The organism is Pseudomonas sp. NPDC089752 (genome assembly GCF_044748725.1).
Taxonomy (GTDB): domain Bacteria; phylum Pseudomonadota; class Gammaproteobacteria; order Pseudomonadales; family Pseudomonadaceae; genus Aquipseudomonas.
Genome location: NZ_JBIVGP010000002.1, coordinates 64,911 through 89,132, shown reverse-complemented (window position 1 = coordinate 89,132; position 24,222 = coordinate 64,911). Strand labels below are relative to the sequence as shown.

At 59.9% G+C, this 24,222-nt stretch carries 15 protein-coding genes; all 15 read left to right on the top strand.

The annotated features are described in order from the left end of the window. Positions 1–11 precede the first annotated feature (11 nt). On the top strand, positions 12–2,045 hold the full coding sequence (gene flgK / locus ACIPZF_RS03205) for a flagellar hook-associated protein FlgK (protein WP_400795163.1): 2,034 nt from the start codon (positions 12–14) through the stop codon (positions 2,043–2,045). A gap of 13 nt (positions 2,046–2,058) precedes the next feature. Further along, positions 2,059–3,642, top strand: a complete 1,584-nt coding sequence (locus ACIPZF_RS03200) for a flagellar hook-associated protein 3 (protein WP_400795161.1) — start codon at positions 2,059–2,061, stop codon at positions 3,640–3,642. 76 nt (positions 3,643–3,718) lie between these two features. Continuing rightward, a complete protein-coding gene (locus ACIPZF_RS03195; protein ID WP_400795159.1) occupies positions 3,719–7,285 on the top strand; it encodes a glycosyltransferase in 3,567 nt (1,188 codons plus the stop codon). A 216-nt stretch (positions 7,286–7,501) separates the two neighbouring features. Beyond that, positions 7,502–10,912: a glycosyltransferase family 2 protein gene (locus ACIPZF_RS03190; RefSeq protein ID WP_400795157.1), complete on the top strand. Its 3,411-nt coding sequence runs from the start codon at positions 7,502–7,504 to the stop codon at positions 10,910–10,912. A 202-nt stretch (positions 10,913–11,114) separates the two neighbouring features. Continuing rightward, positions 11,115–12,062: a ketoacyl-ACP synthase III gene (locus tag ACIPZF_RS03185; RefSeq protein ID WP_400795155.1), complete on the top strand. Its 948-nt coding sequence runs from the start codon at positions 11,115–11,117 to the stop codon at positions 12,060–12,062. A gap of 176 nt (positions 12,063–12,238) precedes the next feature. Then, positions 12,239–13,078: a hypothetical protein gene (locus tag ACIPZF_RS03180; RefSeq protein ID WP_400795153.1), complete on the top strand. Its 840-nt coding sequence runs from the start codon at positions 12,239–12,241 to the stop codon at positions 13,076–13,078. 37 nt (positions 13,079–13,115) lie between these two features. Then, complete coding sequence (locus ACIPZF_RS03175) at positions 13,116–13,697, top strand: acyltransferase (protein WP_400795151.1); 582 nt, start codon at positions 13,116–13,118, stop codon at positions 13,695–13,697. A 178-nt stretch (positions 13,698–13,875) separates the two neighbouring features. After that, positions 13,876–15,012 carry a DegT/DnrJ/EryC1/StrS family aminotransferase gene (locus ACIPZF_RS03170; protein WP_400796077.1) on the top strand — a complete coding sequence of 379 codons (1,137 nt, stop codon included), beginning with the start codon at positions 13,876–13,878 and terminating at the stop codon, positions 15,010–15,012. Between the two features lie 48 nt (positions 15,013–15,060). Then, positions 15,061–18,564, top strand: a complete 3,504-nt coding sequence (locus ACIPZF_RS03165; protein WP_400795149.1) for a glycosyltransferase family 2 protein — start codon at positions 15,061–15,063, stop codon at positions 18,562–18,564. 172 nt (positions 18,565–18,736) lie between these two features. Continuing rightward, the gene (locus ACIPZF_RS03160) at positions 18,737–19,579 is read left to right on the top strand and encodes a flagellin domain-containing protein (RefSeq protein ID WP_400795147.1); all 843 of its coding nucleotides are present in this window, start codon (positions 18,737–18,739) and stop codon (positions 19,577–19,579) included. 69 nt (positions 19,580–19,648) lie between these two features. Then, positions 19,649–20,008 carry a flagellar protein FlaG gene (locus ACIPZF_RS03155; protein WP_400795146.1) on the top strand — a complete coding sequence of 120 codons (360 nt, stop codon included), beginning with the start codon at positions 19,649–19,651 and terminating at the stop codon, positions 20,006–20,008. Between the two features lie 78 nt (positions 20,009–20,086). Beyond that, on the top strand, positions 20,087–21,484 hold the full coding sequence (fliD, locus tag ACIPZF_RS03150; RefSeq protein ID WP_400795144.1) for a flagellar filament capping protein FliD: 1,398 nt from the start codon (positions 20,087–20,089) through the stop codon (positions 21,482–21,484). Between the two features lie 134 nt (positions 21,485–21,618). Continuing rightward, a complete protein-coding gene (gene fliS, locus ACIPZF_RS03145) occupies positions 21,619–22,014 on the top strand; it encodes a flagellar export chaperone FliS (protein ID WP_387527634.1) in 396 nt (131 codons plus the stop codon). 14 nt (positions 22,015–22,028) lie between these two features. Continuing rightward, complete coding sequence (gene fliT / locus ACIPZF_RS03140) at positions 22,029–22,325, top strand: flagellar protein FliT (protein WP_400795141.1); 297 nt, start codon at positions 22,029–22,031, stop codon at positions 22,323–22,325. A gap of 165 nt (positions 22,326–22,490) precedes the next feature. Then, a complete protein-coding gene (gene fleQ, locus ACIPZF_RS03135; protein ID WP_400795139.1) occupies positions 22,491–23,966 on the top strand; it encodes a transcriptional regulator FleQ in 1,476 nt (491 codons plus the stop codon). Positions 23,967–24,222: the final 256 nt, after the last annotated feature.

Below are 24,222 nucleotides of genomic sequence, written 5' to 3'. Positions count from 1 at the left end.
GGCATGGAACCATGGCGAGTCTGATCAATATTGGTATGTCGGGGCTTGGCGCCGCGCAATCGGGGATGTACACCCTCGGTAACAACATCGCCAACGCCGACGTCGAGAGCTATTCGCGCCAGCAGAACGTGCAGAAGACCAAGGGCGGCCAGCAGGTCGGCCAGGTCTTCATCGGCAGCGGTACCACGCTGGCCGATGTGCGCCGGGTGTACAACGCGTTCCTCGAGAACCAGCTGCGCACCACCACGTCGCTGAGCAGCGAGGCCTCCTCGTACCTGGACCAGATCACGCCGCTGGACACCGCCCTGTCCAGCAGTGACACGGGCATCACCGCCGCGCTGCAGAGCTTCTTCACGGCCATGCAGGATGCCGCTGCCAAGCCGACCGAAGACGCCTCGCGCCAGCTGCTGCTGACCAGCGCCCAGTCCCTGGCCAAGCGCTTCAACACCCTGTCGTCGCAGCTCAACCAGCAGAACAGCAACATCAACGCCAACCTGGGGTCGATGGCCACTCAGGTCAACAACCTGACCAAGACCATCGCCGACCTCAACGGCCAGATCTCCAAGCTGACCGCCGTCAACGGCCAGCCCAATGACCTGCTCGACCAGCGCGATGGCGCGGTGCGCGAATTGACGGCGCTGATCGGCGCCGATGTGGTGGAGCAGAAGAACGGCAACTACGACATCTACCTGAAGAACGGCCAGGCGCTGGTGCTGGGCAACACCACCCAGACCATCGGCGTCGAAGCGAGTGCCACCGACCCGACCCGCATGAGCCTGATCCTCAACCGCGGCTCGACCAAGATGGACATCACCAGCAGCACCAGCGGTGGTGAAATCGGCGGCCTGCTGCGCTACCGCAAGGAAACCCTCGACCCTGCGCTCAACGAGCTGGGCCGCGTGGCGCTGGTGGTGGCCGACGCGATCAACAGCCAGCTGGCCCAGGGCATCGACAAGAATGGCGACTTCGGCGCCACCTTGTTCGGCGACATCAACAGCGCCGCCGCCATCGCCCAGCGCAGCATCGCCAAGACCGGCAACAGCGCCGGCTCCGGCAACCTCGATGTGACCATCAAGGACACCGGCAAGCTGTCCACCAGCGACTACCAGGTGACCTTCACCAGCGCCACCGGCTACAACGTGCGCAAGCTGCCAGACGGCACCGACATGGGCAGCTTCGACCTGACCGACAACCCGCCGCCGGTGATCGACGGCTTCACCCTGTCGCTCAATGGTGGTGGCCTCAGCGCCGGTGACAGCTTCAAGATCACCCCGACCCGTAACGCCGCGGCCAACATCGACACCGTGCTCACCGACCCCAAGCGCCTGGCGCTGGCGTCGCCGCTGACCGCCACCAGCGGCTCCGGCAACAAGGGCACGGGCGTGATCACCCAGCCGACGCTGACCTCCGAGCTGGATATCTACGACGCCGCCCAGCGCACCCAGCTGCAGAATGGCCTGAAGTATTCGACCCCGGTCAAGCTGGTGTTCGGTGACGAGGCCACCTCGCCCCAGGCGTACAAGATGTACGACGCCAAGGGCACCGAAATCGGCAGCGGCACCATCGTGCCGGGCCAGGAAAACAAGCTGCAGCTGTCGGTGCCGATGGTCGATGCCAACGGCAACTCGCTGGGCAGCAATTTCACCTTCGAGATGAGCGTCTCCGGCGCCCCGAAGAACGGCGACAGCTACACCGTGGCGCTCACCGGCGCAGGTTCGGCGGACAACCGCAACGGCCAGTCGGTGATCGACCTGCAGACCAAGTCCACCGTCGAGGTCGGCGCTGACGGCAAGGGCATCAGCTTCACCGATGCTTACGCAAAGCTTGTGTCCAACGTCGGCGGCAAAGCTGGCCAGGCGCAGATGGACAGCGATGCCACCACGGCGCTGCACACCTCTGCACTGGACAGCCGCAACGGCCTGTCGGGCGTGTCGATCGACGAAGAGACCGGCAACCTGATCAAGTTCCAGCAGTACTACACCGCGTCGTCGCAGATCATCAAGGCGGCCCAGGAAACCTTCGCCACCCTGATCAACAGTCTTTAAGGAGCCGTAGATCGTGAGCGTACGCATCTCTACTTCGCAGTTCTACAACACCAACAGCGCCAACTATCAGAAGAACTTCGCCAATACGGTGAAGACTCAGCAGGAAGCCAGCGATGGTATTCGCGTGCGCTCGGCCAAGGACGACCCGGTCGGGGCCGCGCGCCTGCTGCAGCTGGAGCAGCAGCAGAACATGCTCAAGCAGTATTCGAGCAATATGACCAATGTGCGAAATGCACTGGGTTCGGCAGAGAGTACGCTGAACTCGATCGGTACCATTTTGCAGCGCGTCAACGAGCTGGCTCTCAGCTCCGGCAACGGCAGCTTCACCGATGCTGACCGCAAGGCCAATGCCGATGAGTTGTCGTCCCTGGAAGACCAGCTGTTCTCGCTGATGAACAGCAAGGACGAGAATGGCAAGTACCTGTTCTCCGGCTCCAAGGGCGATACCCCGCCTTATGCGCGCAATGCCGACGGCACCTACAGCTACCAGGGCGACCAGGGCAAGCTGAATCTGCAGGTGGGTGACATGCTGAGCCTGGCCGCCAACGAGACCGGCTACGATGCCTTCGAACAGGCGCTCAACACCAGCCGCAGCGAGACCAAACTGATCGCGCCGGCCACCGACGATGGCCGTGTCAGCCTGTCCAATGGCCAGGTGTCGGGCAGCTCGACCTACAACGACCGCTTCCGCAGCGGCGAGCCGTACAAGATCGAGTTCATCAGCAGCACGGAGTACAAGATCACCGACGCCAACAACAATGATGTCACCCTCGAAGCCAGCCAGGGCGGCAAGTTCGATCCTGCTGCCGACAACGGCACGATCAGCTTCCGCGGCGTCGACTTGCGTCTGGACATCACCTTCAAGGACGCCGACAAGGGCAATGAAGACGCCGCCATCGCGGGCCACACCTTCAGCCTGAGCTCGAAGGCCGATGACGTTGCTGGTATCCGTAGCCCAGGCAACACCTCGTCGGAGCAGGTAACGGACGCCAGCATCACTGACCAGGCCGCCTACAAGGCTGCGTTCCCGTCCGGCGGCGCAGTGCTCAAATTCACCGGTACCAATACCTTTGAACTGTATGCTGCGCCCGTGACCGACAGCAGTCGTCCACTTGCGTCGGGAAGCCTGGGTGGGGCGAACGGTACGACTGCCACGGCGATGGGTGTCAGCTTCGAGCTGTCCGGGGCGCCGAATGCTGGCGATTCTTTTGCGGTCAAGGTCGATACGCATCAGAACCAGAACGTGCTCGATACGATCAGCAAACTGCGTACTGCGCTGACCACGCCGCAAGACAAAGACCCGGTCGCCCGGCAGAACTTCCTGGCATCCCTGGATTCGGCTGTCGGCAACATCGCTAGCGCTACCAACCAGGTGTCTTCGTCGATCAGCGCCATTGGTGGTCGTGGTCAGGCGCTGGATGTGCAAGCCGAAACCAACGAAGCGCTCAGCACCGAAAACCTCAAGACCCAGAGCTCGATCCGTGAAAGCGATCCGGCCGAAGTGATGCTGCGCCTGCAGATGCAGACCAACATGCTGCAAGCCTCCCTGCAGGCCTATGCCAAGGTTTCCAGCCTGTCGTTGGTCAACTACATCTGATCGGCAGCCCGCCGGTCCACCTTTGTGCGCCATGCCGCCCGGCATGGCGCGCGGTCATTCTTCAAGGTCTTGCGCTGTGACTGAGCTTCCTGTCGTCAGTATCGTCATCCCCGCCTATAACCCGCGTCATTTCGCCATGGCGCTGAACAGCGCGCTCATGCAAACGCAGCAGGGGCTTGAGGTAGTGGTGTGCGATGACAGCGAGGCAGACGAGATCGAGGCGCTGGTCGCGGCGGTTGAGGTCCCTGACACTGTCACTCTGCGCTACGTGCGCAACCCGCACCGGCTTGGGTTCGGACAGAATGTCATTCGCGCGATGGAGTTGGCCCGCGCCGACCTGGTCAAGGTGCTGTGCGATGACGACAGGTTGTTTCCCCTGTGCGTCGAGCGTCAGGTCAAGGTGCTGCAAACCCATGACGAAGTAGCGCTGGTGATGGCGCAGCGCATGTTCGCCGACGCCAGTAATTATGTACTGCCCATGCGCCTGGCCAACACCCGCTTCGCAAGCACGGATACCTTGTTCAAGGGTGGCGACATGCTGGCGTTGCTCGATGGGCGGCCGCTGAATTTTCTCGGTAACTTCTCCTCGGCGTTGATGCGGCGTGAACCGGCCCTGGCATTTCTGCAGGCGCTGACGCAGCATGAAAGCGGCTTTGTCGCCCTGCTCGACCAAGCGCTGTTCTGCTGCCTGTTGCGTCGGGGCAACGTGGTAATGCTCAGCGACGTGCTGGTGGTCGAGCGCTTGCATCCGCAGCGGCTCAGCAAGCAAGCACCCGTTGTCGATGCTTTGCTGCAGGAATGGGGCTGGTTGCAGCAGATGCTTTCGCAGCGAGGCGGTGAGGCAGCGCCGGCAGACGGCTGGGTCCGTTACGTACCGCTGGTCGACGCCGCCGCATCGCCGCGAACCTGGCAGGAGCTGGGGATGGTATTGCTGCTGAGCAACTGGCAAACCACCATGCTCGGGCGCATCGGCAGCGATTGCGAGAGTTACGAGCAGCTCTATCAACAGTGGATCGAGGCGCGTCAACTCAGCGCGGGGCAGCGCCAACAGTTGCCTGCGACCCTGCATTCCTGGCCTCGACGACCTCGCATTCACGTGTTCATCCTCGACCCGCAGGGCGAGCCTGAGTCGTTGCGTCAAACCCTGCTCAGCCTCGATCATCAGCTCTATCCCGCGCACCGCTGCGTGGTGCTATCCAATGAAGAGCCGATGCATGTCCCAGGCGTCACGCCTCTCGCCCTGCAGGCCGATTGGCCAGCTCAATTGAACTCACTGGTCGAGACCTGCGGCGTTGAAGACTGGGTGTACCTGCTCAGAGCCGGTGATCGGCTCAGCGAATCGGCACTGCTGGTACTGGCCGAGCGCATTGCCGTGCTATCGGGTGTGGCGTGCATCTACAGTGACGAGGGCGCCTGGAGCGACGGCGGGCCTTGCGAGCCGATCTTCAAGCCTGATTTCAATATCGACCTGATGCGCAGCTATCCCTATGTCGGGCGTGCCCTGGCCTTCGGCTGCGAAGCACTGCGTGCCTTGGGCGGCTTCGATTCAGCCTACGGCGAGCTGGCGCCACACGATGTGCTTTGGCGTTTGGTGGAAAGCCAAGGGCCACAGGTCATCGAGCACATTGGCGAACTGCAACTCCAGTCGCAGTTCAGCTTCTCCCAGTGGCTGTCGCTGGAGGCTGTGATCGAGCAAAGTTCGCGGGTCATTGCCGCGCATCTTGAGCGGATGGGCGTTGCCCATCGGATCGAAGTGGAGTCCTTGCCGGTACTCAACCGCGTACATTACCTGCACGCCGAGCGACCCAAGGTTTCCATAATCGTCCGTTGTGGCGGTGACCTGGGCGCGCTGCAACGCTGCGTGATGAGTGTCATGGAAACAACCAGCTACGCGCATTACGAACTGCTGCTGGTGGCTGGTGACGATGTACAGCCAGCCATGGCGGCCTGGCTGGTGGCGATGGCCGAAGTCGGCAGCTCGAAATTGCGGGTGCTGGGGCCTGGCCTGGGCGGCAATGCAGCTCAATGGGTGAATGCCGCCAGTGCCCATGCTCGTGGCAGCTATCTGGTGATGGTGGATGCCGATCTGCACGTGCTCGAGGGCCATTGGCTGGACGAATTGCTACAGCAGGCTCAACGCCCGGAGGTGGCCGTGGTGGGTGGCCGGGTGCTCAATGGCTTTGGCAGGGTTGTGCACGCTGGCATGGTGCTGGGTGTCAATGATGCGGTGGGGCCGGTCTGTGTCGGCGAGGATGGGCGAGGGCGCGGCTACCTTCAGCGCTTGCAGGTGGTGCAGAACTGGAGCGCGGTCTCGGGCGCCTGCATGATGGTGCGCAAGGCGGTGTTCGACGAGCTGGGCGGCCTTGATACGCTGAGATTTTCCTCGGGGCTGGCGGAGGTCGATCTGTGCATGCGTGCCGGGCGCCAGGGTTACCTCGTTGTCTGGACCCCGCATGCCACCCTGCATAGCCAGGCACAGGTATTGCTGCAGGCGCCGGCTGCGGATCGAGCGGTCGAGGAAGAAACGTTCTGCGAACGGTGGCTGCCTGCCGTTGCCCGCGACCCGGCCTATAACCCGAACTTGAACCTGATGCTGGCGAATTTCAGCCTCGACCCCGGGCAGCACGGCACTTGGAATCCATTCTGCGCGCGCGCCGTGCCAAGTGTGCTGGCGTTGCCGGTCAATGCATCGGCGGTGGGGCAATATCGCGTCATTCAGCCACTGCGTGAGCTGGAGGCGGCTGGCCAGGTCATTGGCCGTATGTCATACGAAATGCCCAGTAATGTGCAGCTGGCGCGTCTGGATCCTGATGTCATTGTCGTGCAGTTGCGGCACAGCGAAAGCACCGTGCGCGAGATTGCGCGGCTGGCGCGCTTTTCCAATGCCCGGCGCATCTATGAGATAGACGACTATGTGGTCGACACGCCAAAGAAGAACACGCACGCGCGCAACAAGCCTGGCGACATCGAACAGCACCTGCGTCGTGGCATTGGCCTGTGCGATCGGGTAGTGGTGACGACTCAGGCCTTGGCTGACGTACTGTCGGATATGCACCAGGACATCCGCGTCGTGCCAAACATGCTTGACCCTCGGCAATGGGCGGGGCTGCAGGGGCGCCGCGGGACGTCCAGCAAACCCCGAGTAGGCTGGGGTGGCGGCACCAGCCACAGCGGTGACCTGGAAGTCATTGTCGACGTGGTGCGCGCGCTGGCCGGGGAGGTGGAGTGGGTGTTCTTCGGTATGTGCCCGCAAGCGCTGCGCCCCTATGTGCATGAATTCCACCCGTTGGTAGGGCTGCAGGCCTATCCAGCGAAGCTGGCGAGCCTGAATCTGGATTTGGCGCTGGCGCCGTTGGAGTTCCATATCTTCAATGACTGCAAGAGCAACTTGCGCCTGCTTGAATACGGCGCCTGCGGCTATCCGGTGATCTGCACCGATACCGCGGCCTATCGCGGCGACCTGCCTTGCACGCGCGTGCTCAGCAACAGTACCCAGGAATGGATCGATGCCATTCGCATGCATTTGCGCGACCCCGATGCAAGTCGCCGCTTGGGCACTGAGTTGCGCGAGGCCGTGCATCGAGATTTCATGCTGCATGCTGATAACCTGCGGCATTGGCAGTGGGGTTGGTTGGCGGACTGAAGCCAGCGTACTCCCTTGCATTTCCAAAGCTATTGGCGCACTTCCTGCAACGGTGCCGATAAGCGTCATAAACTCGTCTCCAGGTGTACCGCTGCCTGGCAGTGGGAGCGCGCGTTGAATGACCTGAATGTGAACAATCATGCCATGGGCTGACCCATGGCAAGGCGCTGGGCCGTAGTTAGCCTGGCGCGTATTCCTCGGGGAAGAATTTATCGTATGCAAGGTCTCTCAGAGCATCGCGGGCGCAAGGGTTGCGGCGAACGTTTGACATTGGTGGTGATGACGCGGGAGCGGCCGGTGGCGCTTCGTCGAGCGCTGCAACATCATGCCGCGCTGGTGGATCGCCTCATGGTCGTGGATATGTCCACGCAAGCTTCGTGCGCAGTGGGCGAGTATCAGGCGCACGTCGACTATCACCATGCCCCGGAGCTCGCATCGCTGAGCGATCAGGCGCGTCATGCCTACGCTGCGCAGCGTGTGCAGACACCGTTCGTGGCGTTCATCGATGACGTAGATTTTCTGGTGGGTGAAGCGCTCGATCAGTGCGTGGATTTTCTCGAAGCCAACCCTGACTACGGTTTTTGTCAGGGGTATGGCTTGGGCTATCTCGCTTCGGCGACGAGCATCCGCTTCTGTCTGCGCCAGCGCAGGGGGCCTGAAGACCATGCACAGGAACAGCCCGCCCAGCGTATGCTCAGCCAGGCCAGGCACTTCCGTCCGGTGCTCGACGCAGTAGTGCGCACCGACCTGTTCGCCCGTTGGCATGCACAGGCGCCGGCACTGGACGATGAGTTCCTTGCAGTCGGCCAAACCCTGTACTTCCTGTGCCACGCCAAAGCCCGAGTGCTGCCAGTGGCCTATGGCGTGCGCGCGCTCAATTACCCCGAAGCAGAGGCCGAGGTGCGTATCGAGCGTAAGCTGCTTGGTACTGAGCCCGATGCCGTGGCGGCTCGCGAGCGATTCATCGATGCCATGAGCGCGGTGCCCGGCTTGCAAGGGCAGGGTGAGCTGGTACGGCTGTCAGTGGACGAGATCGGGCAATCGCTGGCGGACAAGCTATCCCTGACGCTGCAAGAGATCTTCAGCGCAGAGTCGAGTTGGCGAGGGGGTGCTCAGCATCGCTTCCAGCCCGTGCAGTACATGGAAATGCCCTTTTACAATCGGGACTTTTTTGAGGTGCTGGAGCGTATCGAGTTCCTCGTACATGCCTTGCCTGATGGGGCGGTACAGACGAAGGCGCTAGAGCCCACCCTGCTTGAGCAGCGGGAGCGCGCAAGGCCCCGCAAGGGCCAGAGCGCAGAGCATCGCAGCGAACGTCTGGAAGAGGCATTCGACCTTTACCCATACGATGCTGGCCTGGGACGGCAGGTCTTGGCGAATCTGCAGCGCAGCGGCGAACCTGGGCTGGTTCGGCGGCTCGAGGCGTGGTTGCAGCGGCTTGAGCAGGCTCAGCGCGGCGGTGCGGCGGCGATTTTTGAACAGAGCCTGAGCGGCTTGCTGTATCAGCGGCTACATGACTGGCAGCCCGAAGAGCAGCAGTTGCAGATGATGGCCAAGCAATTTCAGGGCACGTTGCTGGGGCTTGTGCTGCTTGACCTAGAAGGGGACATGGACAAGTTGCAGGCATCGCTCGACAGCCTGCTCGAAGGTGAATTCACCCACTATCAGATCATCGTCCTGACAACCTCGATCCCGCCGGTATCGACCCAGCCGTCTGATCGCCTGCATTTTGTCAGGGTGCAACCGCTGGATTGGCAGCAGCAACTCAACGATCTGGTGCAGAAGGCAGGTTGGGAGTGGCTGCTGGTTGCAGAAAATGGTGTCACCTTCACGCCTTATGGCTTGCTGAAAGTGGCCGTCGAACTGCAGCACGCCGATGGTTGTCGTGCGGTTTATTGCGACGAACTGCAGCGCCTGCCATCGGGCACATTGACGTCGCTGTTCCGCCCCTCGTTCAACCTCGACCTGCTGTTGTCATCGCCACGAACCATGGCGCAACACTGGTTCGTTCGCCGTCAGGTATTCGTCGAGCTGGGTGGGTACAGTGGCCGTTATCCGCACGCTACGGCATTCGACTTCATTTTGCGTCTGATCGAGGCCGGAGGTATGTCCGGTATTGGTCACAGTGATGAGCTTCTGCTGATCAGTGATCATGATGTGCGTGAGAGCAACCACGACGAAATCGGGACATTGCGGCGCCACCTGGTTGCTCGGGGATACGAACGGGGCGTGGTGTTGCAGCCACGGCCACGTGCCTATCACCTGCGCTACGGTCATGCCGAGCGCCCGCTGGTTTCGATTCTCGTGCCGACACGCGATCAGTTGGCAATGGTATCGCGCTGTGTGGAAAGTATCTTCGAGCGAACGCGTTATCCGCACTTCGAAGTCATCCTGATTGACAACCAGAGTGAAACAGAGGCGGCCAGGCATTGGTTGGCGGGGCTGGAAGCGATGCCGAGTGCCAGGCTGCGTGTGCTGCACTATCCTCATCCATTCAATTTTTCCGCCATGAACAATCAGGCGGCAGCGGCGGCTCGGGGTGAATACCTGCTGCTGCTCAACAACGATACTGAAGTGATCGACGCCAACTGGCTGGACGAGTTGCTCAACCACGCGTTGCGTCCGGAGGTAGGGGTCGTCGGTGCTCGTCTTCACTATCCGAGCGGAAAACTGCAGCACGCGGGTGTTGTGCTGGGGCTGCGTGGTCCGGCGGAGCATCCTTGGCTCGGCCTTGACCCCGAAGCGCCTAGCTATATGGGCCGTAGCCAGCTGGATCAAAACTTCAGTGCGGTTACTGCGGCTTGCTTGATGATTCGCAAATCGGTGTATGAGCAGGTTGGCGGGCTGGACGAGCAGGCGTTTGGCGTTTCCTACAACGATGTGGATTTGTGCCTGAAAGTGGGGCAGGCCGGGTATCTGACGGTTTGGGCGCAGCGAGCGGTGGTCATGCACGAAGGCAGTGTCAGCCAAGTGGCGCTCGATCCGCATAACAAGAGCGCCAAACGGCTGCGGTTCGTCCAGGAACAACGCGCGTTCTACGAGCGCTGGATGCCGATGCTGGTCAATGACCCTGCTTATAATCGTCATTTGTCCCTGGATGGCAACGGTTTCGGAATCGATGACAAGCCGTTGACCGAGCCAGAGCTGCGGACCAAGCCGCTGGTGCTGCTGCTCAATAGCCGGGGCCAAACCGCCGACATCGCGTGCGCCTGGTCTGCCTTGCGGGCAACCGCATCGGTGGTGGTAGGGCCGCATAACCTGCAGATTGCAGAACTGTTGCGAATGGCGCCGAATGTTGTGGTGGTGCCGGGGCAGATTGGCCAGTGGGACACAGTGGTGCTGTCCCTGTTCGGTCAATACTACTCAGGTATCAAGATATTGGACTTGACCGCGTTGGCCTCTCTCGACGGGGATGGCACAGAGGAGCTGCCAGGACACGTTCGGGCAGCCTTGCCGTTCGTTGATCGGGTGCTGGTAGCCGATTTGCAGCTGGTGCAGAGGCTGGAAGGGTTGCATGAAGATGTGCGTGTGGTGCCAGCGCTGTTGAAGGGCGTTGCCGAGCCTTCGGAGCGGGGGTTGGCTCAAGCACCGCTCACTGCTGAGCAGTTGCAGGCGTGCTTGCCCTAGCGCGTGCGTGAGTGCTGTAAATATGAGATGGTTGACCCATGGTGTGACTTGCGGGTCACTAGGTGCATCTCTATACCATTACGGGGGCCTCTGGCCGGTCGATGCTGCTGGCCAGCGGCCTGCAGTCGTTTGCTGCTCGTGGGCTTGCCGGCCCTCGGGCCGAGCATGGATATAGAGCAGCTAATATTATTGGGAAGCCATGATGATTGGCATCAAGAGCATTGCGAGCTACGTGCCGGCACAAGGCACGGATAATTACCAGCAGGGTGCACATTTCGGCAAGGATGAAACATTCATTCTTGGCAAGATCGGTTCGGCGTTCCTGCCGCGCAAATCCGATGAGCAGGAAACCTCCGATCTTTGCGTAGAGGCAGCCAATGCCTTGTTCGCAGCCAACCCTCAGCTGTCGCGTGAAGACATCGATGCGTTGATCGTGGTTACGCAGAACGGCGATGAGGAAGGTCTGCCACACACCGCGGCCATCGTGCAGGACAAGCTCGGCTTGACCACGCGCGTGGCGGCCTTCGATGTATCGCTCGGGTGCTCAGGCTACGTTTACGGTCTGTATGCACTCAAAGGGTTCATGGAGGCAGCGGGTCTGAAGAATGGATTGCTGATTACCGCCGACCCATACTCGAAGATCGTCGATTCAGAAGATCGCAATACCGCGATGCTGTTCGGTGATGCGGCGACGGCTACCTGGATGGGTGAAGATGCCCGCTGGCAGCTGGGTAAAGCCGCTTTCGGTACCGATGGCGCCGGCGCGCCGCACTTGAAAGTGAGCGATGGCGTCTTCTTCATGAACGGCCGCCAGGTCTTCAACTTCGCTCTCGTCAAAGTGCCGGCGCACTTGCAGGAATTGTTGCAGGCATCTGAGTTGCAGGCCCGGGATATCGACGCGTTCTGCATTCACCAGGGCAGCGCCGCGATTGTCGATGCGGTAGCGCGGCGTTTTGGAGAGGCCGGTGAAGATGACGCGCTCAAGGATCGGTTCCTCAAGGATATGGTTGAGACGGGTAACACCGTTTCTTCCAGCATTCCCTTGCTTCTTGAGAAGCACGTACTCGGCTCCGGTTTCAAACGTGTGGCGATTAGCGGCTTCGGTGTCGGGTTGTCATGGGGCTCGGCTATATTGCAGCGTGTCGAGTAGTCTCGAGTAGTCGACATAAAGCGCCGCCAGGTTCTGGTGGCGCTTTTTTTTGGGGGGGGCTGCGCGCGAGGGTTAGCTTGGCTGTTGGCAAAAGCTTGAGCTAATGTCTGCCGCTGTGCTGCGGTGTGTCATCGACGGCGCAGAGATATTTTGTCAATCTTTAGAAGAGGCAAGTCATGGGTCCACTCTTCAAAAGCTCCATCATTTTGTTTGGAGCCAAGCGAAAGATGCTGCAGGAGCTGGGCGGTGTGGAAACGCTGGTGGTTGGCTCTTCTCATGGCGATTTTGGTTTCGATCCCGGCTATTGTCCCGGGTCGTTCAATCTGTGCTGCCGCTCCCAGGATTTGAAACATTCTTTCCACTTGTATCGCCGCCTGTGCGAAACAATGCCGGGAATACGTAATCTGGTCGTTTTTTATTCGGTATTTTCACCGGGCAATATCATGGAACTCAGTCCCGCGGAGCGAGAAATATGCCCGGCACTGAATGAGATTTTCGGATTGGATATTACCTATCAAGACCCCCATCTCGCTGAGCTTGCTGCCTTGATAAAGGGGCAGCTCGATGAAGTTTCGATCAGCCTCGACGGACGCGCCGGGTTCTTCCCATCTACCGAGAAGGATTTCATCCCTAGCGCCTACGGTGCCGAGCGTCGTGCAGCCGATCATCTGAAGCTGAACCGTTCTGACGAGGCGAATGTGGACCTGGGGCAGATACTGTCGCTGGCTGATGCCCTGGGGCACAAGGTAATCATCGTGCTGCCCCCTGTGCGTGAGGACTACAGGCAGGCATGCAGTCTGCCTGTTCCTGATCTTTTCGCCAGCCTCTTCGCTATGCTCGAGGTATTTGGCAGAAAGTTGCCTTCTCTCGACGTGGAAGTGCTGAACGCCTTTGATGATACTGCGTACAAAGACGAGTTCTTCGGTGATTTCGATCACCTTTTGCCTACCGGGCAAGGGGTGGGTTTACTGACGTCGAGCATCCAGCGGGCGATCGATGCCGGCACCTCTGCTTGACCAGCATTTGCGTTTGTAGACGTCGAGAGGAGGGCGTATGGGGTTTTTGAGCCGGATCGAAATCGAGGCAATGGGTTTCGCTTGCGTCGGAAAGAATGTGCAACTTTCAGACAAGGCCTCTTATTACAATTGCGCCGGTATTTCCATTGGCGACAATGTACGCATAGACGATTTTTGCGTCATTTCAGCGGGTGCGGGCGGCATTGAAATCCACAGCTACGTGCATATAGCCGTTTATTGCCTGTTGACCGGTGCCGGCAAGATTACCCTGGGTGACTTCAGTGGCCTCTCATCAAGGGTGTCGGTTTACAGCAGCAGTGATGATTACAGTGGCGCGAGCTTGACCAATCCCACCATCCCTGACGAATTCAAAGGGGTGGTCGATGCGGATGTCTTCCTGGGGCGGCATGTGATTGTCGGTTCGGGTAGTGTCTTGTTGCCGGGCGCTGTTCTGGAAGAGGGCGTCGCCGTCGGGGCATTGAGCCTGGTGTCGAAATGCTGCCCGGCCTTCGGCATCTACTCGGGCGTACCTGCAAAGCGGATCAAGGAGCGCAAGCAGAGCCTTCTGGAGCTGGAGGCCCAATTTCTGAAGGGCGAGGGTGAGCGGGGGCGGGGGTGAGTGGGGGTGTCATTTGACGAGTGATTTTACCGAAATCGCCTGAAGCGCTACCTGATGTTGGCCGGTTTTTTGCTCGGCCTAGGCAAACGTCAGGTTCATGACGCGCAAGCAGGTCAATGTTGATCACGGCCGCTGCGCCATGAATCACTCACCCTGCAATCATGAGCGACTCGTTGTCATGGCCGATTTGATCACTGTCACCAGCCCCCTGCTGCCGCCCCTCGAGGAGTTCTTGCCCTACTTGCAGGAGATTTGGGACAGCAAAAGGCTGACCAATGGCGGGCCCTTTCACGAGCAGCTGGAAAAAGAACTTGCCGACTATTTAGGGGTAAAACACCTTTCGTTGTTTTGCAACGGCACCCTCGCCCTGGTGGCGGCGTTGCAGGCGTTGCGAATTACCGGTGAGGTCATCACCACGCCCTACTCCTTTGTCGCCACCGCCCATTCACTGCTCTGGAACAACCTCAAGCCAGTGTTCGTGGATATCGATCCGGTGAGCAAGAATCTGGATCCCAACCGGATTGAAGAGGCGATCACGCCTGCTACCACCGCGATTCTTCCTGTGCACTGCTACGGTATACCTTGCGATGTCGAGGGCATCCAGCGTGTGGCGGATACGTATGGGCTCAAAGTTATTTACGATGCCGCTCATGCCTTTGGCGTGCGTCAGGACGGCGTGAGCATTCTCAATCATGGCGACCTCTCGATCTTGAGTTTTCACGCCACCAAAGTATTCAACACCTTTGAGGGCGGAGCCATCATCTGCCCGGATGCCAAGATCAAGCAGCGCATCGATTATCTGAAGAACTTTGGTTTCGCTGACGAAACAACGGTCATGGCGCCTGGCATCAATGGCAAGATGAATGAAGTTCAGGCGGCATTCGGCTTGTTGCAGTTGCGTCATATCGACAGTGCCCTGGACCAGCGCCGCGCGGTGTTTGAGCGCTATCGTGAGGGTTTCGCAGGCGTCGAAGGCATCAGTCTGCTTGAGCCGCCGGCGGGTCTTGACTGGAACTACGCTTACTGCCCGGTGTTGATTGATGAGCAACGCTTTGGCTGCAGTCGTGATGACCTGTACGACCGTTACCGTGAACAGAACATCCTGGTACGGCGCTACTTCTATCCGTTGATCAGCGAGTTCCCGATGTATCGCGGCTTGCCCAGCGCTGCATTATCGGGCCAGCCCAATGCACTGCACGTGTCGCGTCAGGTGTTGTGCCTGCCCATCTTCCCGCAGCTGCCTATCGACTCGCAGCAGAGCATCATCGATATCGCTCTGGCGTGTGGTGCCGAGCGGACCCTTGAACGCGTGTAGATGTGCACGTGGCCCTGATGGCAATTTTTTCATTTCTCAGGACGTTCGATGAACACCTCCGAACTGGTCAGTATCGTGATACCGGCGTACAAGCCGGAGTTTTTTGAAAAAGCGCTGATCAGCGCCATGCTTCAGCACTACGATGCGATCGAGATTGTCGTATGCGATGACTGCCGAAGTGATGCCATTGCCACTATCGTCGAGCGCAATCGCAGCAAAAGCCGTTTTCCGATCCGCTACCTGCACAACGAGACACCCTTGCTGGAGCCTGGCAACCTGGCTCGCGGGGTCAGCGAGGCACGGGGCGAGTACGTCAAGTTCCTGTATGACGACGACTTGCTGATGCCCAATGCAGTAGGGTCATTACTCAGCGCACTGCGCGCCCATCCGCGTGCCATCATGGCGTCGGCCAGGCGGCGGATGATCGACCATGAAGGCAAGCCAATGGGGGAGAGCCTGCTTACCCTGTTTCCCTTCAAGGAAGATGTCATCCTCGACGGAAAAGAGCTCGCCTCGTTTCTGGGTCAGCATATCTACAACTTCATTGGCGAACCCAGTTCGGTGATGTGCCGACGCGCTGACGTACTGGCGTTTGGTGCCGATATCATGGGCATCAACGGCCAGCTCATGGAGTGGCTGGGTGACCTGACCCTGTACTTGAAGTTGTTGCGCCAAGGTGATTTGGTCATGCTCGCCGATACGTTGGCGTGTTTCCGTGTTTCCACCCTCCAGACCAGCCAGATCGCACGCGATACGCCTCACGTTGCTGCTGTGCCCTACGAGCGGTATGGCAAAGCCGTGAGGGCGCTTGGGTGGATGCGTCCAGCGGAGCTCAACGGCACGGTCAAGGTGGCCACGCTTCAGCGGCCAGAGCTGTTCCATGACCTCCATCTGGCCGACTATTTCAGCTCTGGCGGCGTACTGCCCATGGGCAACCCCGACTTGCAGGCGTGGTCTCACCCGCAGGCGTCGCACATGCCGGTCAAAGACTGGCTGGCCGAACGCACCCTGACACCCGTCCAGCAGCGGCTGGTCGACCAGCAGCGACAGCGTATCGCAGGTCAGGCAAGCATCAGTGTGGTTGTGCTGGCTGATGATGACGTGGATGAGGCGCTGCAGGTTACCCTTGCGAGCTTGGAGGCCTGGGCGGGCGTTACCACGTCCCGTCTGGAGCAGCACCTTGTCAGCGACAATGCGCAAGGCGGCGTCGAGCGGTTGAACGCCATTCTCAGTGGTAGCGACAGTGAGTGGTTGTTGATTCTGCGCGCTGGGGACGAGCTTCTGCCTTCAGGCACGCTCATGCTGGATCTGCACTTGGCTGATGCTGGCGATGCTCATCTTGTTTATTGCGACGAGCTGTATCGCACTCGACATGATCTGCATCTGGCGCTACGCCCTGCGCCCAATCTTGATTACCTGCTAAGTCTTCCGGCGGTTATGGCTGGGCACTGGTTACTGCGTCGAGCCCCTGCCTTACAGGTCGGCGGGTTTGATGGCAGCGTCAAGGATGCCGTTGAGTTCGACCTGATCTTGCGTCTGATAGAAGCGCAGGGTTTGCACGGTATCACGCACCTGGCTGAACCGTTGATGATTACCAATGCCCCGGGCACTGCGCCGAATGCTGATGAAGTTGCCAGCTTGATGCGGCACCTGGCGCGGCGCGGCTACAGGGATGCGAAAGTGATGCAAACCGGCGGTCGGCGCTATCGCATCGACTATGCCCATCCTGATCAGCCGTTCGTTTCCATCCTGCTGTTCGGCGATTATCCGTTGGCCGTGTTGCAGCGCTGTCTGGACAGTTTGCTGTCGAAAACCCGCTATCCCTTCTTTGAAATCTGCGTTCTCGGGCATCAAGTGCGAGATGCTTCGACGCGGGATTGGCTGCAAGACTTGCAGCGGATTGGCGGTGGCAAACTCCAGATCGTTCTCACGCAGCCAGGCGATAGTCTGGCGGTGGCGACGAACAACGCTGCGCGTCAGGCGAGGGGGGATTATCTCGTTCTGCTCGAGGGCGATACCTGCGCGATTCACGACGATTGGCTTGAGCAGTTGCTCAACCATGCGCAGCGTGAGGAAGTGGCCATAGTAGGGGGCAGGCTGGTGGCTACCGATGGCCGGGTGCTGCAAGCGGGCTTGATCGGTGGCTTGCACGGCTCGGTTGGTGGGGCATTCGAGGGTGTAAAAAGTCACCAGCCGGGCTTTATGCAGCGGCAACTGGTCGAGCAGAATTTCAGCGCGGTCTCGCCATCCTGCATGATGGTGCGCAGGGGCTTGTTTGAAGACGTTGGTGGTCTGGATTCTGCTATGCCAATGGGCGAGATGGCGGGCTTCGATCTGTGTTGCAAAATTGCGCAACTGGGCTACCTGACGGTGTGGACGCCGCATGCAACGCTTGTGCAAGAACTCAGGCAACCGACGCGGGTTACTGAAGCTGATCGTGAGTCCATGACTGCCCGTTGGCTTGGGGTGCTGGCCAGCGACCCGGCATACAACGCCAACTTGGCCTTGAGTGGCAAGGCTTTTGAACTGGAGCGACGTGCATCGCTGAACTGGCGCCCACTGGCGTGGCGGCCGCTGCCGGTTGTGCTTGCCATCGCCAACCTTGAGCGCGAAGCGCAGGAATCGCGCTTGATCACGCCGCTACGGGCAATGTGCGGTGCGGGCTTGATCGACGGTGTGTCGAGTAGCGAGTGGCTGGGCCCCTTCGAATTGGAGCGGTTGAAGCCGGATGTAGTGGTTCTTCAGGACAACCTGACGGTCTTGCCGCTGGACACCTTGCGCCAGTGGCGGCGCCAGTCGGATGCGTTTTTCATCCTGGATGTGCATGCGTTTCTTTCACTTGCGCCTTGCAGCGCGCCCCTTGACCCGCAAGTGCGCTGGAATCAGTTGAGCGAAGCCGCCAGCCTGGTCGATTGCATCGTGGTTCCCACGCAGGCCTTGGCAGATGCCTTTGCACCTCTGCATCGCGATGTTCGCCTTTTGCAAACCCGTCTGGGCGATGACTGGGGTGAGCTGCCGGACAAGCCAGTGCGACAAGGCAAGGCGCGAATTGGCTGCGCATTCGAACCTTCGACCAGTCTCGATCCGCAACTGCTGACCACTGTCATTCAGGATTTGTCCGACCGCGTGGATTGGGTGCTGTGGGGCGAGGTTCCCGATGCAGTGCGGGCGTTGGCCTGTGAAGTCCAGGAAGGGGCGCCGGATAATGATCCGCAACGCCTGGTCGAGCTGCGTCTTGACCTGGCGCTCGCTCCGCTGGGTAGCAGTGGGCTCGATGCCTGTCGCTCGCCACTGGCCTTGCTGCGCTATGGTGCCTGCGGTTACCCGGTCATCTGCAGTAATTCTTCGGCATATCAGAATGACCTCGACGTATCCCGGGTCGAGAACACGCCTGAGGATTGGCTGAGGGCGATCCAGTGCCACCTGGCGGACCCGCATGCATCGATGCGGCAGGCGAGCAATTTACGCGCGCAAGTAAGGCAGCAATGGGTCTTCGATGGCGCGAGTGCCGCACTGTGGGCGCAAGGGTGGGCCCGGCGTCAGGGGGCATAGGGGTAAGCAACTCGTTGATTTCATTGGTGTGGCAGGTTGCCAGTAATTTTTTTTGCAAACAGGCCTAAAGCAACCTGCAACAGCGACGATAAACATTACGAAGGTTCTCTAGGCCACACCCGGCAGATGCCAGGGCCGGAAGCCGCAGTACCCAACCAACGAGGATTTCGTCATGGCTTTGACCGTAAACACCAACACCACTTCGCTGGGCGTTCAGAAAAACCTGAACCGTGCTTCCGACGCACTGTCCACTTCGATGAGCCGTCTGTCGTCCGGCCTGAAAATCAACAGCGCCAAAGACGACGCTGCTGGCCTGCAGATCGCAACCCGCATGACTTCGCAGATCCGTGGCCAGACCATGGCGATCAAAAACGCCAACGACGGTATCTCGATCGCCCAGACCGCTGAAGGCGCGATGCAGGAGCAGACCAACATTCTGCAGCGTATGCGTGAACTGGCTGTTCAGGCGAACAACTCGTCGAACAGCGAAGAAGACCGTAACGCTCTGAACAAAGAGTTCGCTTCGATGTCGGACGAACTGACCCGTATCGCCAACAGCACCCAGCTGAACGGCAAGAACCTGCTGAACACCAGCGCCACCATGTCGTTCCAGGTGGGTTCGAACACCGGTTCCGAGAACCAGATCTCCATCACCCTGGCTGACCTGACCGCCGCCACCCTGTCGGTTGACAGCGGCACTATCGCCATCTCCGGTGCTGATGCTGACATCGGCGCCAACTTCAGCGCCGCTGTCGACGCCATCGACACCGCACTGCAGAACATCAACACCCAGCGTGCTGACCTCGGTGCCGTACAGAACCGTCTGACCAGCACCATCAACAACCTGCAAAACATCAACGAAAACGCCGAGGCTGCCCGCAGCCGCGTTCAGGACACCGACTTCGCTGCCGAAACTGCCCAGCTGACCAAGCAGCAGACCCTGCAGCAAGCTTCGACTTCGGTTCTGGCCCAGGCCAACCAGCTGCCGTCGGCAGTGCTGAAGCTGCTGGGCTAATCTGCCTAGTTGCTGGCGGGGAAGTGCGCTTGCCGCACTTCCCCGCTTTTTCATTGCGAGGTGGTGGACATGGACATGAGCGTCAAGCTGAACCTGTCTTACCCGGCCGCACGTCCGGCCGAGCAGGTTGCCGATAAACCGGTTGTCCGGTCGGCGGAGCAAGCAAAACCCGAAGAAGACAGCAAAAAGGCTTCGTCAGTGCAGCAGGCGGACAAGGTCAAAAATGCCGTTTCGGAGATCGAGAAGTTCCTGAAGGCGTCTCAGCGCAATCTGGAGTTCTCCACGGATGAAGAATCCGGCAAGATCGTGGTCAAGGTCATCGCGACCGACAGTGGTGAGCTGATACGCCAGTTGCCCTCCGAGGAGGCCTTGCGGATCGCCCACAGTCTGAGCGATGTCAAAAGTGTTTTGTTCGACGCCAAGGTGTGACCGGCGGCGAGCACCAATGAAGCGAAACATGTCTGTCCCACAGGAGTGGGCTGACGCGTTGACGAGAGGGACAACAGCATGGCAAGCCCGCTAACTTCCAGCACTGGCCTGGGGTCTGGTCTTAACATTACCGAAATCGTGAGCGTTCTGGTGAAGTCGGATACTGCCGCCAAGCAGGCGCAGATCACCCGCCAGACCGCCAACAATACTGCGTATATTTCCGGGGTTGGCGCGCTGCGCAGTGCGCTCACGGCATTTACCACGGCGATGGGTAAGCTCAACGACAAGACCGCCCCCTCTTTCAACGCTTTCGCCGCCACTTCGGCCAGCGATACGGTGGTCAAGGCAACCGCCAGCAACACGGCCGTGGCGGGTACATACAATGTCGAAGTGAAGAACCTCGCGACCAGCTCCAAGGTGGCGAGTCAGGCCTTTGCGGGTGGTGCGAGCTCGAGCATTCCGGAAGGAGATCTGGTCATCAGTCAGGGCGGCAAGGACTACACCATCAAGGTGGGTGCCGGCGCCACGCTGCAGACGGTGCGTGACCAGATCAACAAAGAGCTCGGTGGCAGTGGTTTTTCCGCCAACATCATCACAGGTGACGGAGGGGCTCGCCTGGTGCTGGGTTCCACCACCACCGGTGCCGGGAGCGATATTTCCGTCAGCGGCCTGGGCCTGGATATCGACGGTACAAAGTCGATGACAGGCAGCGGTGCGGGTTACATCACAGCGCCTGCCAAGGATGCCGTGGTGCTGATCGACGGTCTGGAAGTGAAGAGTGCTTCCAATACCGTCGACGATGCCATCAGTGGCATCAAGCTCGAGCTCAATGGCGCCAGTGCAGCAGGCGTGGCCACCAAGGTTACCGTGGCGGCCAACAACGATGGTTTGAAAACCTCCATTCAATCGTTCGTCGACGCGTTCAATACCTTGCAGAAAGCGATTACCTCGCTCACCAGCACGTCCAAGGATGAGGATGGCAACACGGTACTCGGGTCGCTGACCAACGACCCCACCACGCGCTCACTGCTGGCCGATGTGCGCGGCGTGCTGTCGGAAGTGGGGGGTGGGGATCGTCTGACCACCCTGAGCCAGCTGGGTATCAACACTCAGCGCGATGGTACGTTGGAGTTCAATAGCACCAAGTTCACTGCGGCGATGAACGACAAGAAGCTCGGTGGCGAAGTGCAGAACCTGTTCACCGGGACCGACGGCATATTCGAGCGCATGAACAAAGCCATCGAGCCCTACAATGCGACTGACGGTTCGCTGGCCACACGCAAAGCGAGCCTGGACAAGGTGGCGTCCAATCTGGCTGAGCAACAGGCGGCCCTGGACCGACGCACGGACTCGTTGACCGAATCCTTGACCAAGAAGTATGTCGCGCTCGATACCGCGCTGGGCAAGATGAAGGCCCAAGCCGACCAGATCACTTCGATTTTCGACGCGATCAACGCCCAGGCCAAGAAATCCTGATCGGTTGAGCCTGCCAAAAGCCCGGCGGTGTCTGTCAGACGCCCCGGGCTTTTTGCTTTTCTGCTTAAAGTTTTTTGACGTGGCGGCGATATAGCAGGTACAAGCAACCTTTTTCGCTGCAACGAGGCAGATCCATGAACCCGATGTTGGCCCTTCGGCAATACCAGAAAGTCAACGGCGCTGCGCAGACATCCGAAGCCAGCCCGCACCGTTTGGTACAGATGCTCATGCAGGGCGGTCTTGATCGCATGGCCCAGGCCAAGGGTGCCATCGCGCGTAACGACATTGCGCAGAAGGGCATCCTGATCGGCAAGGCCATCGACATCATCGGTGGCCTGCGTGAAGGCCTGGACCTGGAAAACCACGCCGACAGTCTGGCAGAGCTGGATAGCCTGTACACGTACATGAGCCGCCGACTGATCGAAGCCAACGTGAAAAGCGACCCCGCCATCATCGACGAAGTGGCGCGCCTGCTGATCACCGTAAAGGAAGGTTGGGACGCGATCGGCGACCAGTCGCCGGCCCCCTGATCAAGGAGGATGCCATGAGCGAGGTAATTACCCGTATCGAACAGACCCGCGAGTTGCTACTGGCCGCCCTGGCCAGCCGCGATTGGGATGCGGTGGGCGAGCTGGACCTGGAGTGCCGCCTGCGGATCAATGATGTGCTGGCCGAGGCGCAGGGCCAGGAGGCGGATGTGCGCGACAGCCTGGAGCAATTGCTGGCCGTCTATCGGCAGTTAATCGAGGTTGCAAGTGGCGAACGTCAATCCTTGGTCGATGAAATGATGCAAATCCGTCAGGCGAAAAACGCAGCCAAGGTATACCATCTGTTCAGTTGACCACAGATGTCCTAAAAGTCGTGCGCCATTAATTTGACTGTATGCTTTTTTTTGACTTTACTAGTGGCTGTTTTCGTATTTCAGACGTCCGACCACTGACCATTCAGTCAGAATGATGTCGAGCACGCCTTCGGGCGCCGATATGACTAGGGAAGTTGCTATTGCATGTGGCGTGAAACCAAGATTCTCCTGATCGATGACGACAGCGCCCGCCGCCGCGATCTGGCGGTGGTCCTGAACTTTCTCGGCGAAGAAAACCTGCCCTGCTCGAGCCAGGATTGGCAGCAGGTGGTGGAGTCGTTGTCTTCGAGCCGTGAAGTCCTCTGCGTGCTGATCGGAACCGTGAATGCTCCAGGCAATGTGCTGGGGTTGCTTAAGACAGTGGCCGGTTGGGATGAGTTCCTTCCGGTGTTGCTGATTGGCGAAATTTCTTCTGCGGACTTCCCGGAAGAGCTGCGCCGTCGCGTGCTGTCCAACCTCGAGATGCCGCCGAGCTACAGCCAGTTGCTCGATTCGCTGCACCGTGCCCAGGTCTATCGCGAGATGTACGACCAGGCCCGTGAGCGCGGTCGTCAGCGCGAGCCCAACCTGTTCCGCAGCCTGGTCGGCACCAGCCGTGCCATTCAGCATGTGCGGCAGATGATGCAACAGGTGGCCGATACCGACGCCAGCGTGCTGATTCTCGGCGAGTCCGGCACGGGCAAGGAAGTGGTGGCGCGCAACCTGCATTATCACTCCAAGCGCCGCGAAGCGCCGTTCGTGCCGGTCAACTGCGGGGCAATCCCCGCCGAGTTGCTCGAAAGCGAACTGTTCGGCCATGAGAAGGGCGCCTTTACCGGTGCCATCACCAGCCGTGCCGGGCGCTTCGAGCTGGCCAACGGCGGTACGCTGTTCCTCGACGAGATTGGCGACATGCCGCTGCCGATGCAGGTCAAGCTGCTGCGCGTGCTCCAGGAGCGTACATTCGAGCGGGTCGGCAGCAACAAGACCCAGAGCATCGACGTGCGCATCATCGCCGCGACGCACAAGAACCTCGAAAGCATGATCGAGGACGGTACCTTCCGCGAAGACCTGTACTACCGCCTGAACGTGTTCCCGATCGAGATGGCGCCGTTGCGTGAGCGCGTGGAAGACATTCCGCTGCTGATGAACGAGCTGATTTCACGCATGGAGCACGAGAAGCGCGGTTCGATCCGCTTCAACTCCGCTGCGATCATGTCGCTGTGCCGGCATGGTTGGCCGGGCAACGTGCGCGAGCTGGCCAACCTGGTCGAGCGCATGGCGATCATGCATCCGTACGGGGTGATCGGCGTGTCGGAGCTGCCGAAGAAATTCCGCTACATCGACGACGAGGACGAGCAGCTGGTAGACAGCCTGCGCAGTGATCTCGAAGAGCGTGTGGCGATCAACGGTCATGCGCCGAGCTTCTCCAGCCATGCCATGCTGCCGCCTGAAGGGTTGGATCTGAAGGACTATCTCGGCAGTCTGGAGCAGGGGTTGATTCAGCAGGCGCTGGACGACGCCAATGGGATCGTGGCGCGGGCGGCCGAGCGGTTGCGGATTCGCCGTACCACCTTGGTGGAGAAGATGCGCAAGTATGGGATGAGCCGGCAGGGGGGTGAGGACCAGGCGGAGGATTGAGGGGCTTGGCTTGAGTGCTCTGGCGCCCTTGAGATCGAGCGCCGCCCGCGCGGCGCATCGCGAGCAACGCTCGCTCCTACGTTTGTTTTTGGCCAGTTATGCCTGTGGGGTTTGCGCGCGAACGCCTTGGTGCTTGACGCGATATCGAGTCGTACCTGCAAGGCGGTCGCGCGCGCCTGTCACTGGCGTTATTGGCCAGAAACAAACGTAGGAGCGAGCGTTGCTCGCGATGCGCCGCGCGGGCGGCGCTCGATCT

What these genes read in the sequence shown, in the direction of transcription:
- flgK (WP_400795163.1), top strand. Translation starts at nt 12, where the DNA reads ATGGCGAGTCTGATCAATATTGGTATGTCGGGGCTTGGCGCCGCGCAA.
- ACIPZF_RS03190 (WP_400795157.1), top strand. Translation starts at nt 7,502, where the DNA reads ATGCAAGGTCTCTCAGAGCATCGCGGGCGCAAGGGTTGCGGCGAACGT.
- ACIPZF_RS03185 (WP_400795155.1), top strand. Translation starts at nt 11,115, where the DNA reads ATGATTGGCATCAAGAGCATTGCGAGCTACGTGCCGGCACAAGGCACG.
- ACIPZF_RS03180 (WP_400795153.1), top strand. Translation starts at nt 12,239, where the DNA reads ATGGGTCCACTCTTCAAAAGCTCCATCATTTTGTTTGGAGCCAAGCGA.
- ACIPZF_RS03175 (WP_400795151.1), top strand. Translation starts at nt 13,116, where the DNA reads ATGGGGTTTTTGAGCCGGATCGAAATCGAGGCAATGGGTTTCGCTTGC.
- ACIPZF_RS03170 (WP_400796077.1), top strand. Translation starts at nt 13,876, where the DNA reads ATGGCCGATTTGATCACTGTCACCAGCCCCCTGCTGCCGCCCCTCGAG.
- ACIPZF_RS03165 (WP_400795149.1), top strand. Translation starts at nt 15,061, where the DNA reads ATGAACACCTCCGAACTGGTCAGTATCGTGATACCGGCGTACAAGCCG.
- ACIPZF_RS03160 (WP_400795147.1), top strand. Translation starts at nt 18,737, where the DNA reads ATGGCTTTGACCGTAAACACCAACACCACTTCGCTGGGCGTTCAGAAA.
- ACIPZF_RS03155 (WP_400795146.1), top strand. Translation starts at nt 19,649, where the DNA reads ATGGACATGAGCGTCAAGCTGAACCTGTCTTACCCGGCCGCACGTCCG.
- fliD (WP_400795144.1), top strand. Translation starts at nt 20,087, where the DNA reads ATGGCAAGCCCGCTAACTTCCAGCACTGGCCTGGGGTCTGGTCTTAAC.
- fliS (WP_387527634.1), top strand. Translation starts at nt 21,619, where the DNA reads ATGAACCCGATGTTGGCCCTTCGGCAATACCAGAAAGTCAACGGCGCT.
- fliT (WP_400795141.1), top strand. Translation starts at nt 22,029, where the DNA reads ATGAGCGAGGTAATTACCCGTATCGAACAGACCCGCGAGTTGCTACTG.
- fleQ (WP_400795139.1), top strand. Translation starts at nt 22,491, where the DNA reads ATGTGGCGTGAAACCAAGATTCTCCTGATCGATGACGACAGCGCCCGC.